Raw genomic sequence first — 18672 nt, 5'->3', positions numbered from 1 at the left:
TGTAGGCTCTGTTCGTGGACGTCATCCGGTTGCTCGGGATTCGCGAGACCTCGCTCTCGGTGGACGAGGTGCTGGCCGCTGTGGAGGATCACGCGGCAGGGGGCACCACACTCTTCGTCGGCACCGTACGCGAGCAGGACCATGGCAAGCCCGTGACCGGGCTCTCCTACTCGGCGCACCCCTCGGCCCTCGACTCGCTGCGGCAGGTGGCGGAGAAGGTGGCCGCCGACTTCCCGGTCACCGCCCTGGCGGCCGTGCACCGGGTCGGCGATCTGAAGCTCGGCGACATCGCCGTGATCGTCGCGGTCGCCTGCCCCCACCGGGGCGAGGCTTTCGAGGCGTCACGCAGGCTGATCGACGACCTCAAGTCCCAGGTTCCGATCTGGAAACACCAAATCTTCGCCGACGGGTCGGCCGAGTGGGTCGGCGCCTGCCAATAAGCTCGTCTTCATGTCGCGACGCGCCTTGACCCTGCTGGTTGCGGGTTTCCTCGTGCTAGCGCTCGGTGTCGCAGGGGCTTTCCTGCCCGTGCCGTACGTCGTACTGAGTCCTGGGCCGACCGAGAACACCATCGGTGAGGTCGACAAGAAGCCCGTGATCACGATCAGCGGGCATCAGACCTTTCCCACGAAGGGCGCGCTGCGCCTGGTCACGGTGGCTTACCAGGGTGGGCCGAGCAGCAGGATCGATCTGCTGACCGCGTTGCGCGGCTGGGTGGATCCGACGGTCGCGGTCGTTCCCGAGGAGACCATCTTCCCCAAATCCCGCTCGCCCAAGGAGGTCGAGGAGGAGAACACGGTCGAGATGACCAACTCCCAGGACTTCGCCACCGCGGCCGCGCTGACCGAGCTAAAGATCCCCTTCGGCATGAAGGTCTCGGTCGCGTCCACGCAGAAGGGCAAGCCGGCCGACGGCAAGCTGAAGCAGGGCGACGAGATCAGCGAGGTCGACGGCAAGCCGGTGGTGAACGTCAAGACCGTCAGCGACGCCGTGAAGGCGCACAAGCCCGGCGACGCCGTGGCTTTCACCGTCACGAGGGGCAAGGACAAGAGCCAGGTCAGCGTGCCTACCGTGGCGGACAATGATGGCCAGGCCGTCGTGGGCGTGATCATGCAGGAGAGTTACAAGTTCCCGTTCAAGGTCGACATCAACGTGGGTGACGTCGGCGGGCCGAGCGCCGGGCTGATGTTCTCGCTCGGCATCCTCGACAAGCTGACCCCCGGCGAGATCACCGGCGGTAAGGACATCGCCGGCACCGGCACCATCCAGGCGTCAGGCGAGGTCGGACCCATCGGCGGCATCGCCCAGAAGATGGTCGGCGCCCGCAAGTCCGGCGCGACCGTGTTCCTCACCCCGCCGGACAACTGCGCCGAGGCCATGAAGGCCGTCCCCGACGGGCTCCGCCTGGTGAAGGCCGAGACGCTGCACGCCGCGGTGGGCGCGCTTGAGGCACTGCGCACCGGCAAGGGCGATGTGCCCGCTTGCGCTGCTGGATGAAACTTCTGGCGAATGCCATCCGTTAGCCGTACGGCTGGCACAGCGGTGTAGGTTGCCAGACACGGACCGTTTGTTCATCACGACGAGGGGTTGGCCTTGAGCTTCCGGACCCCAGGAGCCGGCGGCAGGGCAATGCGTTTGCCCCGCCGACCGCGACTGCTTCTTCCAGTTGCGATCGCGCTCGTGGCGATTGTGGCGCTATTTTTCCTATTTTCCGGTATTTATACCGATTATTTGTGGTTCGACACGGTCGACCCTGGAGTCGACTACACCTCTGTCTTCTCCGGCGTGCTCCTGACGGAGATTGTGCTGTTCCTGGTCGGAGCGGTGCTCATGGTCGGCATCGCCGGCGGCAACATGCTGCTGGCCTTCCGGATGCGGCCGATGTTCGGCCCGGCCATGTTCGGTGGCGGCAGCGGCGCCGATCGCTATCGGATGGCGCTCGACCCCCACCGCAAGCTGATCTTCATCGTCGGCATGGGCCTGCTCGCGCTCTTCGCGGGCTCGTCGTTCGCCGGGGAGTGGAAGACCTGGCTGCAGTTCATCAACGGGGTGCCCTTCGGCACGAAGGACCCCCAGTTCCAGATGGACGTCTCGTTCTTCATGTTCGACTATCCGTTCATCCGGATGATCCTCAACTTCCTGTTCACCGCCGTGATCATCTCGATCATCCTGGCGGGGATCACGCACTACCTCTATGGCGGCTTCCGGCTGCAGTCACCCGGCGTGCACGCCTCCCGCGCGGCGCGTGCCCACCTGTCGGTGCTGCTCGGCGTGTTCGTGCTGCTCAAGGCCGTCGCCTACTACATCGACCGCTTCGGGCTGGTCTTCTCCGACCGCGGCTTCGTCCACGGCGCCTCCTACACCGACGTCAACGCGGTGCTCCCGGCCAAGACCATCCTGGCCATCATCGCGCTGATCTGCGCCGCTCTGTTCTTCGCCGGTGTCATACGGCCCGGCGGCATGCTGCCCGGCGTCTCCTTCGGCCTGCTCGTGCTCTCGGCCATCCTGATCGGCGGCGTCTACCCGGCGCTGGTCGAGCAGTTCCAGGTCAAGCCCAACCAGCAGCTCAAGGAGTCGGCGTTCATCCAGCGCAACATCGACGCCACGCGGGCGTCGTACAACGTCGACAAGACGGAGATCCTGCCCTACACGGCGGAGGCCGACCCGACCAAGGTCCAGACCGGCGGCGACGCCTCTGTGTCCGGCGTCCGGCTGCTCGACCCCGCGCTGGTCTCGGCGACGTATGAGCAGACCCAGCGCATCCGCGGTTTCTACGGCTTCTCCGCCCAGCTCGACGTCGACCGCTATCCCGATGCCAGCGGCAAGCAGGTCGACCACGTCGTCGGCGTACGCGAGCTGCTCGGAGCACCCGAGGGCCAGAACAACTGGATCAACAACGCCCTCGTCTACACCCACGGTTACGGCATCGTGGCGGCGCCCGGCAACGAGGTCACCGACCCCGGTGGCCTGCCCGACTACGACGCCAAGGACATGCCGGTCGTCGGCCCGCTGGTCAACACGACGAAGCTGAAGGAGCCGAGGGTCTACTTCGGTGAGAGCCCGGCGTCCGGCGAATACGTCATCGCGGGCGGCAACCCGAACAACCCGCAGGAGCTCGACTACCCGGAAACGGGCGGCACCGAGCAGAAGAACACCACCTACACCGGCAAGAGCGGTGTCCCGGTCGGCTCGTTCCTCAACCGGCTGGTCTACGCGGCCAAGTATGGCGAGAAGAACATCCTGCTCTCGGGTGACGTCAACGACAACTCCAAGATCCTTTACGTGCGCAACCCGCGCGAACGAGTCCAGAAGGTCGCGCCGTTCCTGACCCTCGACGGCAACCCCTACCCGTCGATCGTCGACGGGCGGATCACCTGGATCATCGACGGTTACACGACCTCCAACGAATACCCCTACGCGCAGAGCGAGAGCCTGGGCGACATGACCCGCGACCGCAACACCGACCGCCGCGTGGTCGCCCAGCAGCCGCAGGACAAGGTCAACTACATCCGCAACTCGGTCAAGGCCACCGTCGACGCCTACGACGGCACGGTCACGCTGTACGCCTGGGACGACAAGGACCCGGTGCTCAAGACCTGGAGCAAGGCCTTCCCCGGCATCATCCAGCCGGAAGCGAAGATGAGCGCCGACCTCAAGGCCCACGTCCGCTACCCGGAAGACCTCTTCAAGGTGCAGCGCTACATCCTGTCGCGCTATCACATCACCACCCCCGCCGCCTTCTACAGCGGCCAGGACTTCTGGAACGTCCCGAGCGACCCGTCACAGGGCGACACCAACACCAAGCAGCCGCCCTACTACGTGACCACCACGATGCCCGACCAGAGCCCAACGCCGACGTTCTCGCTGACGACGACGTTCGTCCCGAAATCGGGGCCCAACCTGGCGGCCTTCATGGCGGTCGACTCGGTGGCCGGCCCTGACTACGGCAAGCTGCGCATCCTGCGCATGCCATCCAATACCCCCATTCCGGGCCCCGGACAGGCACAGAACGCCTTCCAGAGCCGATTCGCCGGCGAACTCAACCTGCTGGGCGTGGGTGCCTCGTCGGTCAGATACGGAAATCTGCTGACTCTGCCCTATGCCGGGGGGTTGGTGTACATCGAGCCGGTGTACATCCAGGTCGCCGCGGGTGGGGGTCAGGAGCCGTATCCGATCCTGCAGCGCGTACTGGTGTCGTTCGGCAGCAAGATCGGTGTCGCCCGCACCCTCGATGACGCGCTGAAACAGGTCTTCGGCGGAGAGCAGCAGCAGACGACGCCCAACAATGAGCAGGCCAAACCCAACCAGAACACCACTGCTCTGAAGTCGGCGATCGACAGCGCGCAGAGCGCCTACAACGACGCCCAGAAGGCCCTGCAGTCAAGCCCGCCCAACTGGGACGAGTACGGCAAGGCCCAGAAGCGGCTGCAAGACGCGCTGAAGGCGTTGGAGGGGCTGGGCGCTCTGCCGTCCACCGCCACCACTCCGACGCCGTCACCTACGGCTTCTCCGTCGGCGTCACCCACGGTGTCACCGTCGACCTCCGCCACCCCGACGCCCACCGCAACCCCCACGCCGACAGGCGGTACGTAGCCTCTTCGATTTGCGTCCACCCCGTGCCGCCTATAGTCTTTAGACACACACCGACGCGGGGTGGAGCAGTTCGGTAGCTCGCTGGGCTCATAACCCAGAGGTCGCAGGTTCAAATCCTGCCCCCGCTACCAAGTCGAAAAGGCCCTCCGGGATAATCCCGGAGGGCCTTTTCGCATCTAGCCACAATGGGCCTCGCTTCGCTCGGGCTGTGTTACTTGGGGCGGTGCACAAGGGCTTCGTCTGGTGCTCTCGGAGCTCAGGCGCTGCTTCCAGTCGCGCCCGGAGCCGCGACCCCTGAAGAGCCTCCGCTTCGCTCCGGACGCCTTCCACAGGCACGCCTGCAGCGCGCAAAACCCCGCGAACACCGCTTCGGTGGTGCAGGGCGACGTTGTCCACCGCCACCACCCACACCGCACCGACCGGCGGCTCGGGATGCGATCGGACCAGTCGCAACAGGGTGCCCTTGGTGACCGGCACCTCCAGTCAGCCGCCAACCGGGAGCCCGGCCGAGGCCATGCTCACCGCCACAGACGTCAACACCCTGCGTTGCAGCGGCGTGAATCGGACGTACGGACTGGTCAGGCCCTCGACCTGCTCGGCGAACGTCGCCGCCGCACACCCGGTGTTCATGCACTTGAAACGCCGTATCATCACCGCCGGCACGGCCTTGATCCCGCTCGGCGCGGCGTCGGCCAGCCGCTGAACGTACCGGTCATGCACCCGGCCCGACGCCACACCGCAATGCGGGCACACTCCCTCATCGGCTCAGCATCGGGCATGCACGCTCGCCAACCCCGCGACCCGCTCCACGACCTCGACCACAATCCCCGCCCAATGCGGGAGCAACTCCTCAACGCATCCCGGAACAGACCCCGCACACGATCAACTACCGGATCGTTCCACGTCCCAAGATCAGTGACAGACCCCGTTCGGGCTCTGCACTGAACCCCCGCACGCCGACACGAGCTCTCACGAACTGCTCCTGTCAGCGGCGAAATGCCCTATGAATGTCCTGCTGGTTACCTGGCGCCAAGCCTTCTTGAACATTAGCGTGAATGACGCAACATGGGTGCCGAAATTGTCGGCACCTCCAGAAATACGTCTGGCTTCAATCGCGTGGAACCGAATGGGCGGTCGCTTCTCTGCTGGGCAAATAGTGGTCGCCTATACCGGTTCCGCGCTTGACGTAGCCGGCCGTATGACGATGAAACGACTGGAAGGAAGCGGAGAAATGAAGCGAAACGTGACCGGAAGAATTGCCATTGCCGCGATCGGCGGCCTCTCGGCTCTGCTGATCTCCGTCAGTCCCGCACAGGCCAAGGAAACGGCGGGTCACTGGTACGGCCCCTATTCCACTCAGGGAATTTGCGAATACTGGAGGAACGGTGTGCAGGCAGGCGGGACACAGACCCATCCCTGCTTCGATGACCAGGGCTGGTACTTCTGGGCAGCGTCCTGAGTGGTCAGCACTCCCAACCGCACGCCCATCGCCAGGCAGGCGGATTCCAGGAAGGTCCGTCCAGGGCACTGAGCCATCACCGTTGTTCCTCGTGTGTCACGGTGGCCAACCCTTCTTCCACCGGCAGGCCAAGGGGCGCACACTCGAGGCATGATGATCCGGCGCATCAGTGCGGGCCTCGCGGTGCTGCTGACGATCGCCTACCTGGCCTATCTCGCGGCGATCCCGTTCGGCCTGATGGCGCAGCGGCTCGAAGTGCACGAGCTGGTGCTGGCAGCCGGGCTGCTGGTCGGGGTCTGCCTCACGGCCTCGTCGTACTCCATCACCGATCTCTCGATCGGAGCGGGCGGCGTCAGCGCCAGGCTGGACAGGGCCGAGGCCAAGCAGCGCGTGCTGGAGTCCGAGCTGCGGGCGCTGCAGGTGGCGTTGAGTGGGCTGGTGACCAAGTATGAGTGGGGTCATCTGCGGCGGCTCGCGGCGGAGGGGCCCGTGCCCGCGCAATTCCGGCAGGACAGAAAGCTGCAGATGGAGCTCGAACGGCTCGACGCCATGGGGTTCGTCGAGCCGGTCGACCCGCGAGGGCTGAACGCGATTCCGCAGGACTACGGGCACACCTACGAGGAGTTCGACCTCAAGCGGTACGTCGCGATCACCGAGGCCGGCCGTGAGTACGTGCGGCTGCGTGAGCGACTCTGACCATGTCAGGCCGCCGGTTCAATTCCTGCCCCCGCTACCAGGCAAGAGGCCCTTCTGGATCTGATCCTGAAGGGCCTTTTCGCTTTCCCGTACTAGCGCGACTTCCGGATAACCGGGCTCGGACAACCTCCATACAGGATCGTCTGCGCCCGCTGGCGGATCGTGTGGCGACATCGCACTTCCTGCCCATCGCGACGCGGTGCCCCTTGACGGCAGAGGCCATGGACGGGGCAGGATAGGATCACTCTCCGCTGTGCTGCCATTACGAAGGGATATGAACGCGAAGACGCGAGCCTCCCGCGGAAACCACTCCTCGCGAGTTCGCATGATGTGCACCGCTTTGGAGTGCTCTGTCGCCAATCCCCCGAAGACAGGCGCATTGTGACCGATATAGCCGATGATGATCGCATACCCCCCAACGGCAACGTCCCTCGGTGGTGGCGCTTCCTGGCAACACTGGGCGTCGTCGGCCTGCTCGGAATCGTCGCCGACACCATGCAGATCATCAGCTTCGATGTCGGCGACGTATGGTTTCTCACCGAAGATCCGGAGCATCCTCATCCCAGTGGGATAGGCGACTGGGTTGGGGCCGTCTGGAACATACTGCTTCAGATAAGAGCACAAGCGCCTTGGTGGTTCATCGCCCTCGTATCCGCTATAGGCATCGCGACGATGCTCGGCCCCGTGAAGGTCATCACGTGGTTGATTCGGATTCTTCGCACTCTTGCGCCGTTCATCGTCGTGGCGTGCGTCATATGGCTTCTGTGGCCGTGGATATCAGGGCCGGCGTGGAACTCCATTTCCGGTCTGGGTGATGGCATCGCCTGGGGCGCCATCGCCACCGTGCTCGCTGTCGTCCTGACGATTGCCGCTGTGCTCATCGGTGGTGTTGGCGTTCTTCTGCTCGATGAATTCGCGGACTCCACGGGGGCGATGTTGGTGATCGGCCCTTCGGCGGTATTGCTGGTCATGGCGATCAGGTGGGACTCGCTGCCGCAATGGCTGACGATCGTGCAAATAGTCGCCCTTGTTCTGCTGATCATCTCAAGCGTCGTCGCGTATATGCATGGCCGCTAGCGTGCGGAGGGTTAATCGCCTGCCTCGCGCGTCTTACGGGCAAGGAATGCACAGTGTCCGAGACCTGCCAGACCGCAAAACGTCGAACCGACCGAAACCCCGATCAAGAGCCACTGAGGCCAGGTCTGGACGGGGCCGCCGCCGTGGGGCACCCAGAGCATGAAGCTCAAGGTGGCGAGTCCGCAGAGTAGGAGTCCGGTGCTCAGGCGGCTGTATGCACAGCGGGGGATCGACCGCCCTAATCGCCACAGGAGCACGGGTAGGGAGAACTGGGTGAAAGTGCTCATCGCGCCACCCACGAAGGTGGCCACGAGATGACCGAGCGGTGCTTGGAAGCCGCCGTGGTCGGCCCAGTCGTACTTCTTGGCCAGCCATGAGCCGGTCGCCCACATCAGCGTGAGAATCACGTAAAGGGCGAGGAACGCACCGATGGAATCGGGGAACGAATCGCTCCGTTTGCGATCATCGGTGGAAGGCGTGTCGCTCATGACGGGCCCTTCGGGAAGGTGGTCGGCGCCTGCCACTGTGGCCCCGCGGAGCGCGACGAGACAACCGGCGGCGGGCAGGGAGACCGACGGGGCGTACGCCAGGTGGGAGAGCCGGGGCAAGAGTCGTCCTGACGTAGGTCAGCGGCCTGAGATGAGGTTGGCGATGCGGGCGTAGGCCGAGGTCGTGGTGCCGCGGTCGTTCTCGTGCCGGTCCGCCGCCCTGAAGAGCGCGTAGATGAGCTGCACCCCCGTCCATCGCAGCGGCTCCGGCTCCCACTGCCTGACCTGGCGGCCCACCCAGGGCAGTGCCGTCAGCTCGGTGTCGCGGCGCAGCACCAGGTCGCGCAGCGTACGGCCGGCCAGGTTCGTGGTGGTGACGCCGCTGCCCACGTAACCGCCCGCCCAGCCGAGGCCGGTCGTGTGGTCGAGGTGCACCGTGGAGCACCAGTCGCGCGGCACGCCGAGCACGCCGCACCACGAGTGCTGGACGCGGGCGTCGGCCGCGGCGGGGAACAGCTTGACCAGCATCCGCCACAGCAGCGCCACCGTCTGCGCCTGCGTGGCGCCTCGGGAATCGGTGCGCGATCCGTACCGGTACGGCACGCCGCGCCCGCCGATCGCGATCCGGTCGTCCGCGGTGCGCTGGGCGTAGATGTAGGCGTGGGCCTCGTCGCCGAGCAGTTCGTTGCCCGACCAGCCGATGTGCTTCCACACCTCGGCCGGCAGCGGCTCGGTGACGATCATGGAGCTGTTCATCGGCAGCCACTGCCGGTGCTGTCCGGCGAGACTGGCGGTGAAGCCCTCGGTGGCGCGGATGACGTACTCGGCCGAGACGATGCCGCGCGAGGTGACGGCCGAGGCCATACCGCCCTGGCGGGGGCGGATCTCGGTCACCGTGGTGTTCTCGAAGATGTCCACACCCAGCGCGGCGACCGTCGAGGCGAGTCCGACGGCCAGCTTGGCGGGCTGGATGCGGGCGCAGTGCGGCGAGTACGTGGCCTCCAGGGTCCCCGCCACCTGCAGGCGTTCCTGCTGCTCGTCCCGGGACATCACCCTGAGGTCGTCCTCCCCGTACCCCCAGGTGCGCAGCGAGGACAGCTCCTCGCGCAGGCGGCGGCGCTGGGCGGGGTTGGTCGCGACGTGCACCAGGCCGCCCTTGTGGATGTCGGCCTCGATGCCCTCCTGGCGGGTCACCTCGATGACCTCGTCGACCGACCGGAACATGGCGTGCTGCAGGTCGATCATCGCCTGGCGGCCCCGGGCCTTGGCGTACCGCTTGCGCGAGCCGGCGAACTCCGCCGACAGCCAGCCGCCGTTGCGCCCGGACGCGCCGAACCCGGCGAACTCCCGTTCCAGGATCGCGATCCGCACGTCGGGCTGGGCCTTCTTGAGGTAGTACGCGGTCCACAGGCCCGTGTAGCCACCGCCGACGATCACCACGTCGTACGAGCGGGACCCGGGCAGCGCCGCCCGGCGGTCCGGCACGCCGATCTGCCGGTACCAGAAGGAGACGCCGCCGTTGGCGAAGTCCTCGGTCAGCGGGATGCCTTTCACGTGAGCACTGCCTCCACATCACTTTCGTCGGCCAGGTGAGCGTGACCTCGTCACCGCGACAGGGTTGGTCACGCGGGTGTGGGCGGACTGATCGTCCAGAGGACCTCGGCTGTCTCGTCGCCGTCATTGACCACGCGGTGAGGCACCGACGTGCGGTACTCCACGCTGTCGCCGGCCGCCAGGACGTGCGGGGTGGCCGCGTCGGTGGGGCCGAGCCAGAGAGTCACCTGGCCGCGCACGATGAGGAAGATCTCCTGGGAGTCGCCGTGGGTGTACGGCTCGTCCCCGGTGGAGGAGCCCGGGTCGAGTTCTCCGGCGTACACCTCCAGGTTCTGCAGGGGGCGCTGGGAGATCAGGTACTTGCGGGTGCCGGGTTTGGTGGGGAGTTCCGGGCGTTCGGCGCGGCGTAGCACCCGGTGTCCGACCTCGTCCTGCTCGTTGAACAGGTCGGCCACCGTGATCCCGAGAGCCCCGGCGATCCGCCGCAGCATCCCGATACTCGCGCTGGTCTGCCCCCGCTCCAACTGGCTGATGAAGCTGGCGCTCGCCTTGGCCTCGGCGGCGAGTCCACGAACGGTCATCTGACGCATGTTCCGGTAGGCCCGGATGCGTACACCTAAGTATTCGGTCTCCGACTCCGTCATCGAACCTCTTGATCGATTTGACTGAACAAGTTGTTAAGTGGCAATGAAGGGACCGTACATAGCCTGCGAAGACCCAACAAGGGGGCGTTAGATAACGAATCGGTCACTGGCCCGGTCGGGCGAGAGATCAACATGGGGGGTCTGTACGACCTTGCCGAGGCCGCTCGCGGCGAGGATCTTCGCGCAGCATAATGACCGGTATAAAGCCGACAGTTTCGCTGCCTTCCCCCTCCACGACAGAAACGAGAAATGCCGTGAAAGCCTGGATCTTCCTAGTCCTCGGCGTTCTCCTGGTCCTGATGGGCGCCCTGTGGACGCTTCAAGGGCTGGGCGTCGTCGGCGGCAGCGTGATGAGCGGCGTTACTCTCTGGGCCATCATCGGCCCCATCGTCGGCGCTGTTGTCGCCTTCCTCGGAATACGCGGGCTGCGGCAGCCGCGCGGCTAATAGCCCGTCGTTCAGGCATATTTCGAGGTATCAATGGATCATGACGGCACGCTATGACGGCCTGGCCGAGTGGTACGACGACCTCATCGTCCCGAACCTCGCGGACGTGACCGAACTCCTGGGCCCAGGCGACGGGACGTGCCTGGACCTGGGCTGTGGCACCGGGCGCTACCTCGACGCGCTCCGATCCACCGGCAGGACCGTCGTGGGGCTCGACCGATCACGCGACCAGTTGCGCCTTGCCCGCCGCCGGGACCTCGCACCGCTGCTTCAGGGTGACGGGACGGCGCTGCCGTTCGCCTCAGGGGTGTTCGGCACCGTCACCATGCTCTGGGTGTCCACGGACATCGGCGACTTCCCCGGACTGCTCGTGGAGGCGGCCCGGGTGCTCCGCCCCGGCGGATTGCTGCTGTTCTACGGGGTGCACCCGTGCTTCAACGGCCCGCACATCGAGAACCGCGAGGACGGCGCGCTGATCATCCATCCCACGTATCACCTCAAAGGCTGGCATCAGCGCGGGTCCTGGTGGCGCCAGGGCGGGATCAGGGAGCGGGTCGGGATGAGTCAGGTGCCGCTGCCGGATCTGATCAACGCCTTCATCGACGCCGGGCTCGCCATCGAGCGGGTGTACGAACCGGGCGAGCAGCCCATCCCTAGCATCCTGGCCATCAGGGCCTCCGCTCGCTGAAGGCGCGTGCTCAGGTGGGAGAGCACGTGGGGACGGGCGCGGTGTTGGTGCCGTTCCAGGAGGCCAGGAAGCCGAAGGTGGCCGAGGCTCCGGCGGCCAGAGTGCCGTTCCAGGCCACGTTCCGCACGCTCACGGCGGCCCCGCTCGCGCTGAGAGTGCCGCCCCAGATCTGGGTGATCTGCTGACCGTTGGCGAACGTCCAGCGGACCGTCCAGGCGTTCGTCGTCGCGGCCCCGGTGTTCTTGACCGTGACCTCACCCTGGAAGCCGCCCGTCCACTGCCCGACGCTCTTGAACGTCGCCGTGCAACCACCTACCGGGATCGGGGTCGGGGTCGGGGTGGGGGTGCTTCCCCCTGGGGTCAGGAAGTTCGCCAGCGCCGGGTACCAGCGGTCGGACATCTTCTGGTCGCGGGATTGCTCGCCCGCATCTGGTTCACCAGCGTGGTGAGCGCGCTGAGGATCGTCGCGGGCGCGATGTTGCTCCACACGTCGTTGGTCCCGAAGTGCATGACCACGATGATGATCCTGATGGCGGCGGCGCCGGCCGGTGTGGTGGTCAGGAAAGGCACCGTTCCGATCAGGGTCAGCATCGCCACCAGCAAGGCGCTCGTCCTCGACATCGTCGGCTCCCGAAGATCGTGGGTCTGCCGAGAGCGTAGGAGCGCGGAGCGGCGGCGGGAAGGCGACCGGCTCTGGAGGTCCCGCGACCTGCGGCGTTTGCCCGGAACGGCGGGTAACTTTCAGGGCCATCGCCGTGAATTGACCACCTGTTCGACCTGATGCTTACATGATTACATGGACAACGAAGCAGTGCCGAGCCTCTACGAGTGGGCGGGCGGGGTGGAGGCGCTGGAGCGGCTCACCGAGGTGTTCTACCAGCACGTCAAGAAGGACGAGCTGATCGGGCCGCTGTTCGCGCACATGGACCCCGGCCATCCCCGATACGTGGCGATGTGGCTCGGTGAGGTGTTCGGCGGCCCCGACCGCTACACCAAGGAGCGCGGCGGCTACCCCCACATGCTCTCCCAGCACCTCGGCAAGGCCATCACCGAGCCGCAGCGGCGCAGGTGGGTCAACCTGCTCATGGACGCCGCCGACGAGGTCGGACTGCCCGACGACCCCGAGTTCAGGGCCGCCTTCGCCGGCTACATCGAGTGGGGCACCCGGCTGGCGGTGCACAACTCCCAGCCCGGCGCGAAGCCTCCGGCCAGGGCTCCGGTGCCCCACTGGGGCTGGGGCGTCGCTCCGCCGTACCAGCCGTAGACAGGCCGTCGCGTCCCTGGTCGTAGCCTGGAGGTCACAGACTTACCACCGGGGAGCGAGGCATGACACGCGGGCGGCTGCGCATCTACCTCGGCGCGGCCCCCGGCGTGGGCAAGACGTTCGCGATGCTCGCCGAGGCGGCCCGCGCCAGGGAACGCGGCCGCGACGTGGTCGTCGGCTTCGTCGAGACCCACGATCGCGCCCGTACGGCCGCCCTGCTCGACGGGCTGGAGACGATCCCCCGCAAAACGCTCGTCCACCGAGGCGCCACGTTCACCGAACTCGACGTGGCCGCCGTCATCGAACGCGCGCCGAAGGCCGCGCTGATCGACGAACTGGCCCACACCAACGTCCCGGGTTCGAAGAACGCCAAACGCTGGCAGGACGTCGACGAGATCCTCGACGCGGGCATCGACGTCGTCTCCACCGTCAACATCCAGCACCTCGAATCGCTCAACGACGTGGTACGCCAGATCACCGGCGTCCCGCAGCGCGAGACCGTCCCCGACGAGGTGGTACGCCGGGCCGAACGCATCGAGCTCGTCGACATGTCCCCCGAGGCGCTGCGCCGCCGGATGGCGCACGGCAACGTCTACGCCCCCGACAAGGTCGACGCGGCCCTGTCCAACTACTTCCGCGTCGGCAACCTCACCGCGCTGCGCGAGCTGGCCCTGCTCTGGGTCGCCGGCAAGGTGGACGACCAGCTCATCCGCTACCGGGCGGACCATGGCATAGCGGGCACCTGGGAGGCCCGCGAACGAGTCGTCGTCGCGCTCACCGGGGGCCCCGAGGGCGACACGCTGATCAGGCGGGCCGCCAGGATCGCCGCCAGGTCCAAGAGCGTCGACCTGCTGGCCGTACACGTGACCAGGCCCGACGGTCCGGCGTCCGACGGCGAGCCGGCGACGCTCGTACGCCGTCGCGCGCTCGTCGAGAGCCTGGGCGGCACCTATCACCAGGTCGTGGGCGACGACGTCCCGCGCGCGCTGCTGGAGTTCGCCCGCGGCGCGAACGCGACGCAGCTCGTGCTCGGCGCGTCCAGGCGGGGCCGGTTCGCGCAGATCCTTTCGCGCGGCGTGGGCGTCACGGCGACCGCCTTGTCCGGCTCGATCGACGTCCACCTGGTGCCGCACGAGGCGGTTCGGAGCGTACGCGGTCCCGCCCGCTCGCCGGCCGCGCTGAACCGGGACCGGCGGATCGCCGGCTGGGCGCTGGCGCTGCTCGCGGTGCCGCTGCTCACGGCCGTCATGCTGACGTTCGCCGAGCGGCTCACGCTGCCGAGCGAGATCCTGCTCTTCCTGCTGCTGGTGGTCGCCGTCGCGCTGGTGGGCGGCAGGTGGCCGGCGCTGACGGCGGCGGTGCTCGGCTTCGCACTGCTGAACTGGTTCTTCACGCCGCCCCTCCACACGCTGACGATCTCCGCGCCGGAGAACCTGTTCGCGCTGTCCACCTTCGTGCTGGTCGCCGCGATGGTCAGCACGGTCGTCGACCAGGCGGCCCGCCGCAGCAGGGAGGCCGCCCGCTCACGCGCCGACGCCGAGGTGCTGTCCACGCTGGCCGGCCACGTCCTGCGTGGCGACGCGGCGCTGCCGTCCCTGCTGGCCAGGCTCAAGGAGGTGTACGGCCTGGAGTCCGTCACGCTGCTGGAGCGCGACGGCGACTCATGGCATGTCGCGGCCACGGCCGGGGGGCCGCCGTCCACCTCGCCGGGCCACGCCGACACCGACGTGCCCATCGACGACGACCTGGTGCTCGCCGTACGGGGGAGGCTGCTCGACGCGGCCGACCGGCAGGTGCTCGAGGCGTTCGCGGCGGAGTCGGCGGTGGCCCTGCGGCAGGAACGCCTGCGTGCGGAGGCCGACCGGGCCAGGCCGCTGGCCGAGGCCGACAGGATGCGTACCGCCCTGCTCGCGGCCGTCAGCCACGACCTGCGCAACCCGCTCGCGGCGGCCAGGGCCGCGGTCGACGGCCTGCGCGGCACAGAGGTCGACTGGACCCCCGAGGACCGCGAAGAACTGCTGGCCACGGCCGGTGAGTCGCTCATCAAACTCGACCGGCTGGTGTCGAACCTCCTCGACATGAGCCGCCTGCAGGCGGGCGTGCTCGGCGTCACGCTGGAACCGCTGGCCGTCGAGGACGTCGTCCCCCAGGCGATCGCCGAGCTCGGACCGCTGCGCTCGCGCGTCCATGACGGGTTCACCGGCGAGGTACCGGAGTTCATGGCCGACGCGGCGCTGCTGGAGCGGGTGCTGGTGAACCTGATGTCCAACGCCGTCCGCTTCAGCCCGCCCGGTGGCCAGGTGGTGATCTCCGCGAGCGCGTACGGCGAGCACGTCGAGATCCGCGTCATCGACCGGGGACCCGGGATTCCGCCAGGGGCGCAGGAGCGGGTGTTCCTGCCGTTCCAGCGGCTGGGAGATCGGCAGGGCGTGGGTCTGGGGCTCGGGTTGGCGCTGTCCCGGGGGCTGACGGAGGCCATGGGCGGCACGCTCACCCCGGAGGAGACGCCCGGAGGAGGCTTGACCATGACCGTCTCGTTGCGGAGGGCTCTTTGACTCGCGTGCTGGTGGTGGACGACGAACCGCAGATCCTGCGGGCGTTGCGCATCAACCTGGTGGCCAGGCACTACGAGGTAGCCGTCGCGCCGGACGGCACCGCTGCCCTGCGCCAGGCCGCCGACTGGCATCCTGACCTGGTCATTCTGGACCTAGGACTGCCGGACCTCGACGGGGTGGACGTCATCCAGGGGCTGCGCGGCTGGACGAGCGTGCCGATCATCGTGCTCTCGGGCCGGACGGGCAGCCCCGACAAGGTGGACGCCCTCGACGCGGGGGCCGACGACTACGTGACCAAGCCGTTCGGGATCGACGAATTGCTCGCGCGGATCCGCGCGGTGACGCGCCGCACCGGAACGGCCGCCGACGAGCCCGCGACGGTCCGGGTGGGGGAGCACGTGATCGATTTCGCCACGAAGACGGTCTCGGGCGGGGTACGCCTCACGCCCACGGAGTGGCACTTCCTGGAGTTGCTGGCCAGGAATCCCGGCAAGTTGATCAGCCAGCGGCAGTTGCTCAACGAGGTGTGGGGGAGTTCGTACGTGAAGGAGACCCACTATCTGCGGCAGTACATGGCGCAACTGCGCCGCAAGCTGGAACGCGACCCGGGACATCCCGTGCACCTGCTGACAGAGCCCGGAATGGGCTATCGCTTCCAGCCCTAGTCCCTACTCCTGCTCGAAGAAGAAGGAGTCCTCCAGCGGATCGGCGAAGGCGTCGGACTCACGGTCGTCCTCCTCGTTCACCCATCTGGAGATGCTCCGCGCGGCCTCGTCATCGATCTCGAGGATCCTGTGCCGTTGCGGGAGTCTGTCCAGGTACATGGCGGTGGCGGAGAGCTGTACGTCATCCCCCATGTCATGACTGATTTCATAGAGTTGATCGCTCATGAGACTCACGCCTTGGTGATCATCAGGGTTGTCTTGCGTACGGCCCAAGCGGCCAGCGCGGCACCGAAGACCAGTTGGGCGACGCGCATCCAGAGGACTGGGGTGTCTTCAACGTAAATGACGACACCCATCCATATGAGGCTGAAACCGCCGACTAGGGCGATTGCTGCCCAGTTGAACCATCGCTGCCACATATGCGCAGTCTCGCAGCCGATCGGCCAAGTCTGGGTAAGTGAGCGGTCGTCTTCTGGTCACCTGGGCAGCATGCGCGTGGTGACTATTTGGGAGGTCTAGTGCCGATGACGACGGTGGCGTACCGGTCCTCGGAGCCGGCCACGCGCGGGGTCAGCCCGGCGGCGGCCATGTCCTCGGCCGTCCGCGACGCTTGGCGCTCGCTCGTCTCGACCAGGAGATGACCACCCGGCGCCAGCCACGCCGGCGCCTCCGCGATCACCCGCCGCACGACGTCGAGCCCGTCGGCGCCACCGTCGAGCGCCACCAGCGGCTCGTGGACGCGGGCCTCCGAGGGCAGCAACCGGATCGCCTCGGTGGGCACATAGGGAGGGCTGGCGATCAGGATGTCGACGCGACCGCGCAGCGTGGCGGGCAACGGCTCGTAGAGGTCCCCCTCGTACACCTGACCGCCGATGGGGGCCAGGTTGCGGCGCGCGCACCGTACGGCGGCGGGGTGCAGGTCCGCGGCGTGCAACTCGACCCCTCTCTTGTCAGGGGCCGCTTCTTTGCTGAGGGCCGCGGCCAATGCCGCGCCCATCGCGCCCGTGCCACAGCACAGATCGAGGATGACGGTGGGGGAGGGACCGCTCGCCGCGGCGGCCTCGGCCTGGTCGATGAGAAACTCGGTACGGCGGCGCGGCACGAACACTTCGGGATCCACCGCGATCCGCAGCCCGCAGAACTCCGCCCACCCGAGAACATGCTCGAGAGGCAGCCCGGCGACCCGCTGGTCGACCATGGTGGCGAGCTCGTCCGGCGTCCTCGCCGTTGAGATGAGCAACTCCGCCTCGTCCTCGGCGAAGACACAGCCGGCGGCCCGGAGCCTGGTGATGATGGCGGACGGGGGGACAGGTGACGGAAAAACCGACATGAGCGCCTTTCGGAAAGCCAATGAGCGCTCCCTCGGTCACCTATGTCAGGTGGACCGCACGATCATGAGGCGGGAGCACCCAGCCTGCTGCAGCGTTAATGGGTCTCACCTCCTCGATCGGGTCCATCGCTGGGGACGGCAACATTACCGGACGTCCTGTTCGGCACGCGAGCGGCCTCTTCGTCTGGGTTCCGAGAGCCGTCCGTGCTTCGCCAGGTCTGTCGGATCCGTCAGGTCCGCCAGGTCTGTCGGGCCTTGGGGTCCTTCAGGTCCCTGTCGGACCCATGGGGTCCATGGGATCGGTCAGGGTCCTGGGGGTTCCGCGAACCTGCCCGGCGGCCCGGCGGCTCAGCGGCCAAGCGGCATTGCGGAGTCGCTGCTCAGCGGGGGAGCGTGCGAGCGGTGCCGACACAGCGGCGCAGTCGCATGCCCCTCGGCCGGACCTGAGCCGGCTGCTGCTGTTCCAGACAGGTCAGCAAGGCGGCCGCCGTACGCGCGTCGGACAGGATGCGCTGCACGGCCTCCCCATCCTCGGGAAGCTGACCGCGTTCGGCGAGCTCGTGCTTGATGAAGGCCAGGGGATCGGGTGCGCCCACCGTCTCGGCGGCCACCGTCGCCCGGGCGGCGGTGAGCAGGCGCAAGTAGTACGTCCGCAGGACGGCCTCACGCATGCGCGCATGCTCGAGGTCGTCGATCAGTGTCCGGGCGACTCGGAGGAGGTCTCCAGCATGAGTCGCATCGTCGGCAAGGAAGGCGCGGATGTCATCGAACTCCGAGCGGGTCATTGCGGACACCTCCGAGGGCGCAGATTGCTCGTACATACTTCGTACACGCCACCGATTGCGGATGACTTGCTTTCGGCTTGTCTCCGCCATGTCACCCTCCCGCCGTGGATCCGGTCGGCGACTCGACGGGTTTGAGCATCTGGAGGGCAGGGAAGGACCTCATGATTACCTGTACGGCACGAAGCAGGCGTGGACGGCTGCTAGAGTTGCTCAGGCAGGGCGGCCAAGGGTTCATGGAACCAAGGCAGTGCCCGGCACATCCCACTTCTTCCTGGTTCGTCCGGTTGATTCGCATCTGTCCGGATGGTCTGGTAAGTTAGAGGGGTTGTCCCGGAAACGGGGCGGTCTTTATTCCAGCAGGTCGGAGCGGGTCGGGTCAATTTGACACCGGGCCGGGCGGCTGAAAAGATAAAGACACAACGAAAACA

General features: G+C 67.1%; 21 protein-coding genes and 1 tRNA gene. 13 read left to right on the top strand and 9 right to left on the bottom strand.

Going from position 1 to position 18672, the window contains the following annotated elements; genetic code table 11:
* Window positions 1-14 precede the first annotated feature (14 nt).
* The 8 genes from ACGFJ2_RS33580 (at window position 15) to ACGFJ2_RS33545 (ending at window position 7825) form a co-directional block, all read left to right on the top strand.
* Window positions 15-440 (top strand): molybdenum cofactor biosynthesis protein MoaE, encoded by a 426-nt coding sequence (locus ACGFJ2_RS33580; RefSeq protein ID WP_393475151.1) that lies wholly within the window; start codon window positions 15-17, stop codon window positions 438-440.
* Window positions 441-450: 10 nt separating this feature from the next.
* On the top strand, window positions 451-1497 hold the full coding sequence (locus tag ACGFJ2_RS33575; protein ID WP_357944507.1) for a PDZ domain-containing protein: 1047 nt from the start codon (window positions 451-453) through the stop codon (window positions 1495-1497).
* A 132-nt stretch (window positions 1498-1629) separates the two neighbouring features.
* Window positions 1630-4593: a UPF0182 family protein gene (locus ACGFJ2_RS33570; protein ID WP_393475148.1), complete on the top strand. Its 2964-nt coding sequence runs from the start codon at window positions 1630-1632 to the stop codon at window positions 4591-4593.
* Window positions 4594-4647: 54 nt separating this feature from the next.
* Window positions 4648-4724: transfer RNA gene (locus ACGFJ2_RS33565), tRNA-Met, on the top strand.
* A gap of 335 nt (window positions 4725-5059) precedes the next feature.
* Entirely contained in the window at window positions 5060-5296 is a 237-nt protein-coding gene (locus ACGFJ2_RS33560) for a hypothetical protein (protein ID WP_357944513.1), read from the top strand.
* Window positions 5297-5596: 300 nt separating this feature from the next.
* Window positions 5597-6052, top strand: coding sequence for a hypothetical protein (locus tag ACGFJ2_RS33555; RefSeq protein ID WP_357944515.1), 456 nt, complete (start codon window positions 5597-5599; stop codon window positions 6050-6052).
* Between the two features lie 150 nt (window positions 6053-6202).
* A complete protein-coding gene (locus tag ACGFJ2_RS33550) occupies window positions 6203-6748 on the top strand; it encodes a hypothetical protein (RefSeq protein ID WP_357944518.1) in 546 nt (181 codons plus the stop codon).
* A gap of 381 nt (window positions 6749-7129) precedes the next feature.
* On the top strand, window positions 7130-7825 hold the full coding sequence (locus tag ACGFJ2_RS33545; protein WP_393475144.1) for a hypothetical protein: 696 nt from the start codon (window positions 7130-7132) through the stop codon (window positions 7823-7825).
* 11 nt (window positions 7826-7836) lie between these two features.
* Here ACGFJ2_RS33545 and ACGFJ2_RS33540 read toward each other — a convergent pair whose 3' ends face one another.
* From ACGFJ2_RS33540 to ACGFJ2_RS33530, 3 genes are all read right to left on the bottom strand, one after another.
* Entirely contained in the window at window positions 7837-8313 is a 477-nt protein-coding gene (locus ACGFJ2_RS33540; RefSeq protein ID WP_393475141.1) for a hypothetical protein, read from the bottom strand.
* A gap of 138 nt (window positions 8314-8451) precedes the next feature.
* On the bottom strand, window positions 8452-9867 hold the full coding sequence (locus ACGFJ2_RS33535) for an NAD(P)/FAD-dependent oxidoreductase (RefSeq protein WP_393475138.1): 1416 nt from the start codon (window positions 9865-9867) through the stop codon (window positions 8452-8454).
* Window positions 9868-9935: 68 nt separating this feature from the next.
* On the bottom strand, window positions 9936-10511 hold the full coding sequence (locus ACGFJ2_RS33530) for an XRE family transcriptional regulator (RefSeq protein ID WP_357944528.1): 576 nt from the start codon (window positions 10509-10511) through the stop codon (window positions 9936-9938).
* 254 nt (window positions 10512-10765) lie between these two features.
* Between ACGFJ2_RS33530 and ACGFJ2_RS33525 the strand changes: the two genes are divergently transcribed.
* Window positions 10766-10957: a hypothetical protein gene (locus ACGFJ2_RS33525; RefSeq protein ID WP_393475135.1), complete on the top strand. Its 192-nt coding sequence runs from the start codon at window positions 10766-10768 to the stop codon at window positions 10955-10957.
* Between the two features lie 40 nt (window positions 10958-10997).
* A complete protein-coding gene (locus ACGFJ2_RS33520; protein WP_393475132.1) occupies window positions 10998-11645 on the top strand; it encodes a class I SAM-dependent methyltransferase in 648 nt (215 codons plus the stop codon).
* Window positions 11646-11655: 10 nt separating this feature from the next.
* On the opposite strand, the gene ACGFJ2_RS33515 is transcribed toward ACGFJ2_RS33520, so the two are convergent.
* Together ACGFJ2_RS33515 and ACGFJ2_RS33510 are read right to left on the bottom strand one after the other, a co-directional pair.
* Window positions 11656-12045 carry a cellulose binding domain-containing protein gene (locus ACGFJ2_RS33515; protein WP_393475129.1) on the bottom strand — a complete coding sequence of 130 codons (390 nt, stop codon included), beginning with the start codon at window positions 12043-12045 and terminating at the stop codon, window positions 11656-11658.
* Window positions 12006-12248, bottom strand: a complete 243-nt coding sequence (locus tag ACGFJ2_RS33510; RefSeq protein WP_358179419.1) for a hypothetical protein — start codon at window positions 12246-12248, stop codon at window positions 12006-12008. The genes ACGFJ2_RS33515 and ACGFJ2_RS33510 overlap by 40 nt, the downstream gene beginning before the upstream one ends.
* Before the next feature lie 193 nt (window positions 12249-12441).
* Between ACGFJ2_RS33510 and ACGFJ2_RS33505 the strand changes: the two genes are divergently transcribed.
* The 3 genes from ACGFJ2_RS33505 (at window position 12442) to ACGFJ2_RS33495 (ending at window position 16129) form a co-directional block, all read left to right on the top strand.
* Window positions 12442-12909 carry a group II truncated hemoglobin gene (locus tag ACGFJ2_RS33505; RefSeq protein WP_358179421.1) on the top strand — a complete coding sequence of 156 codons (468 nt, stop codon included), beginning with the start codon at window positions 12442-12444 and terminating at the stop codon, window positions 12907-12909.
* Window positions 12910-12971: 62 nt separating this feature from the next.
* Window positions 12972-15464, top strand: coding sequence for a DUF4118 domain-containing protein (locus ACGFJ2_RS33500; protein WP_393475126.1), 2493 nt, complete (start codon window positions 12972-12974; stop codon window positions 15462-15464).
* A complete protein-coding gene (locus ACGFJ2_RS33495) occupies window positions 15461-16129 on the top strand; it encodes a response regulator (RefSeq protein ID WP_357944547.1) in 669 nt (222 codons plus the stop codon). The genes ACGFJ2_RS33500 and ACGFJ2_RS33495 overlap by 4 nt, the downstream gene beginning before the upstream one ends.
* A gap of 3 nt (window positions 16130-16132) precedes the next feature.
* Here ACGFJ2_RS33495 and ACGFJ2_RS33490 read toward each other — a convergent pair whose 3' ends face one another.
* The 4 genes from ACGFJ2_RS33490 to ACGFJ2_RS33475 form a co-directional block, all read right to left on the bottom strand.
* Entirely contained in the window at window positions 16133-16354 is a 222-nt protein-coding gene (locus tag ACGFJ2_RS33490) for a hypothetical protein (protein ID WP_357944550.1), read from the bottom strand.
* A 5-nt stretch (window positions 16355-16359) separates the two neighbouring features.
* Complete coding sequence (locus tag ACGFJ2_RS33485) at window positions 16360-16485, bottom strand: hypothetical protein (RefSeq protein ID WP_357944552.1); 126 nt, start codon at window positions 16483-16485, stop codon at window positions 16360-16362.
* 146 nt (window positions 16486-16631) lie between these two features.
* Window positions 16632-17459 carry a putative protein N(5)-glutamine methyltransferase gene (locus ACGFJ2_RS33480; protein ID WP_393476261.1) on the bottom strand — a complete coding sequence of 276 codons (828 nt, stop codon included), beginning with the start codon at window positions 17457-17459 and terminating at the stop codon, window positions 16632-16634.
* Window positions 17460-17839: 380 nt separating this feature from the next.
* Window positions 17840-18244 (bottom strand): hypothetical protein, encoded by a 405-nt coding sequence (locus ACGFJ2_RS33475; protein WP_357944555.1) that lies wholly within the window; start codon window positions 18242-18244, stop codon window positions 17840-17842.
* Between the last annotated feature and the right edge of the window lie 428 nt (window positions 18245-18672).

The sequence above is a fragment of the Nonomuraea sp. NPDC049028 genome (assembly GCF_043197735.1).
GTDB lineage: Bacteria > Actinomycetota > Actinomycetes > Streptosporangiales > Streptosporangiaceae > Nonomuraea.
This window is presented reverse-complemented; position numbering and strand designations above follow the sequence as displayed.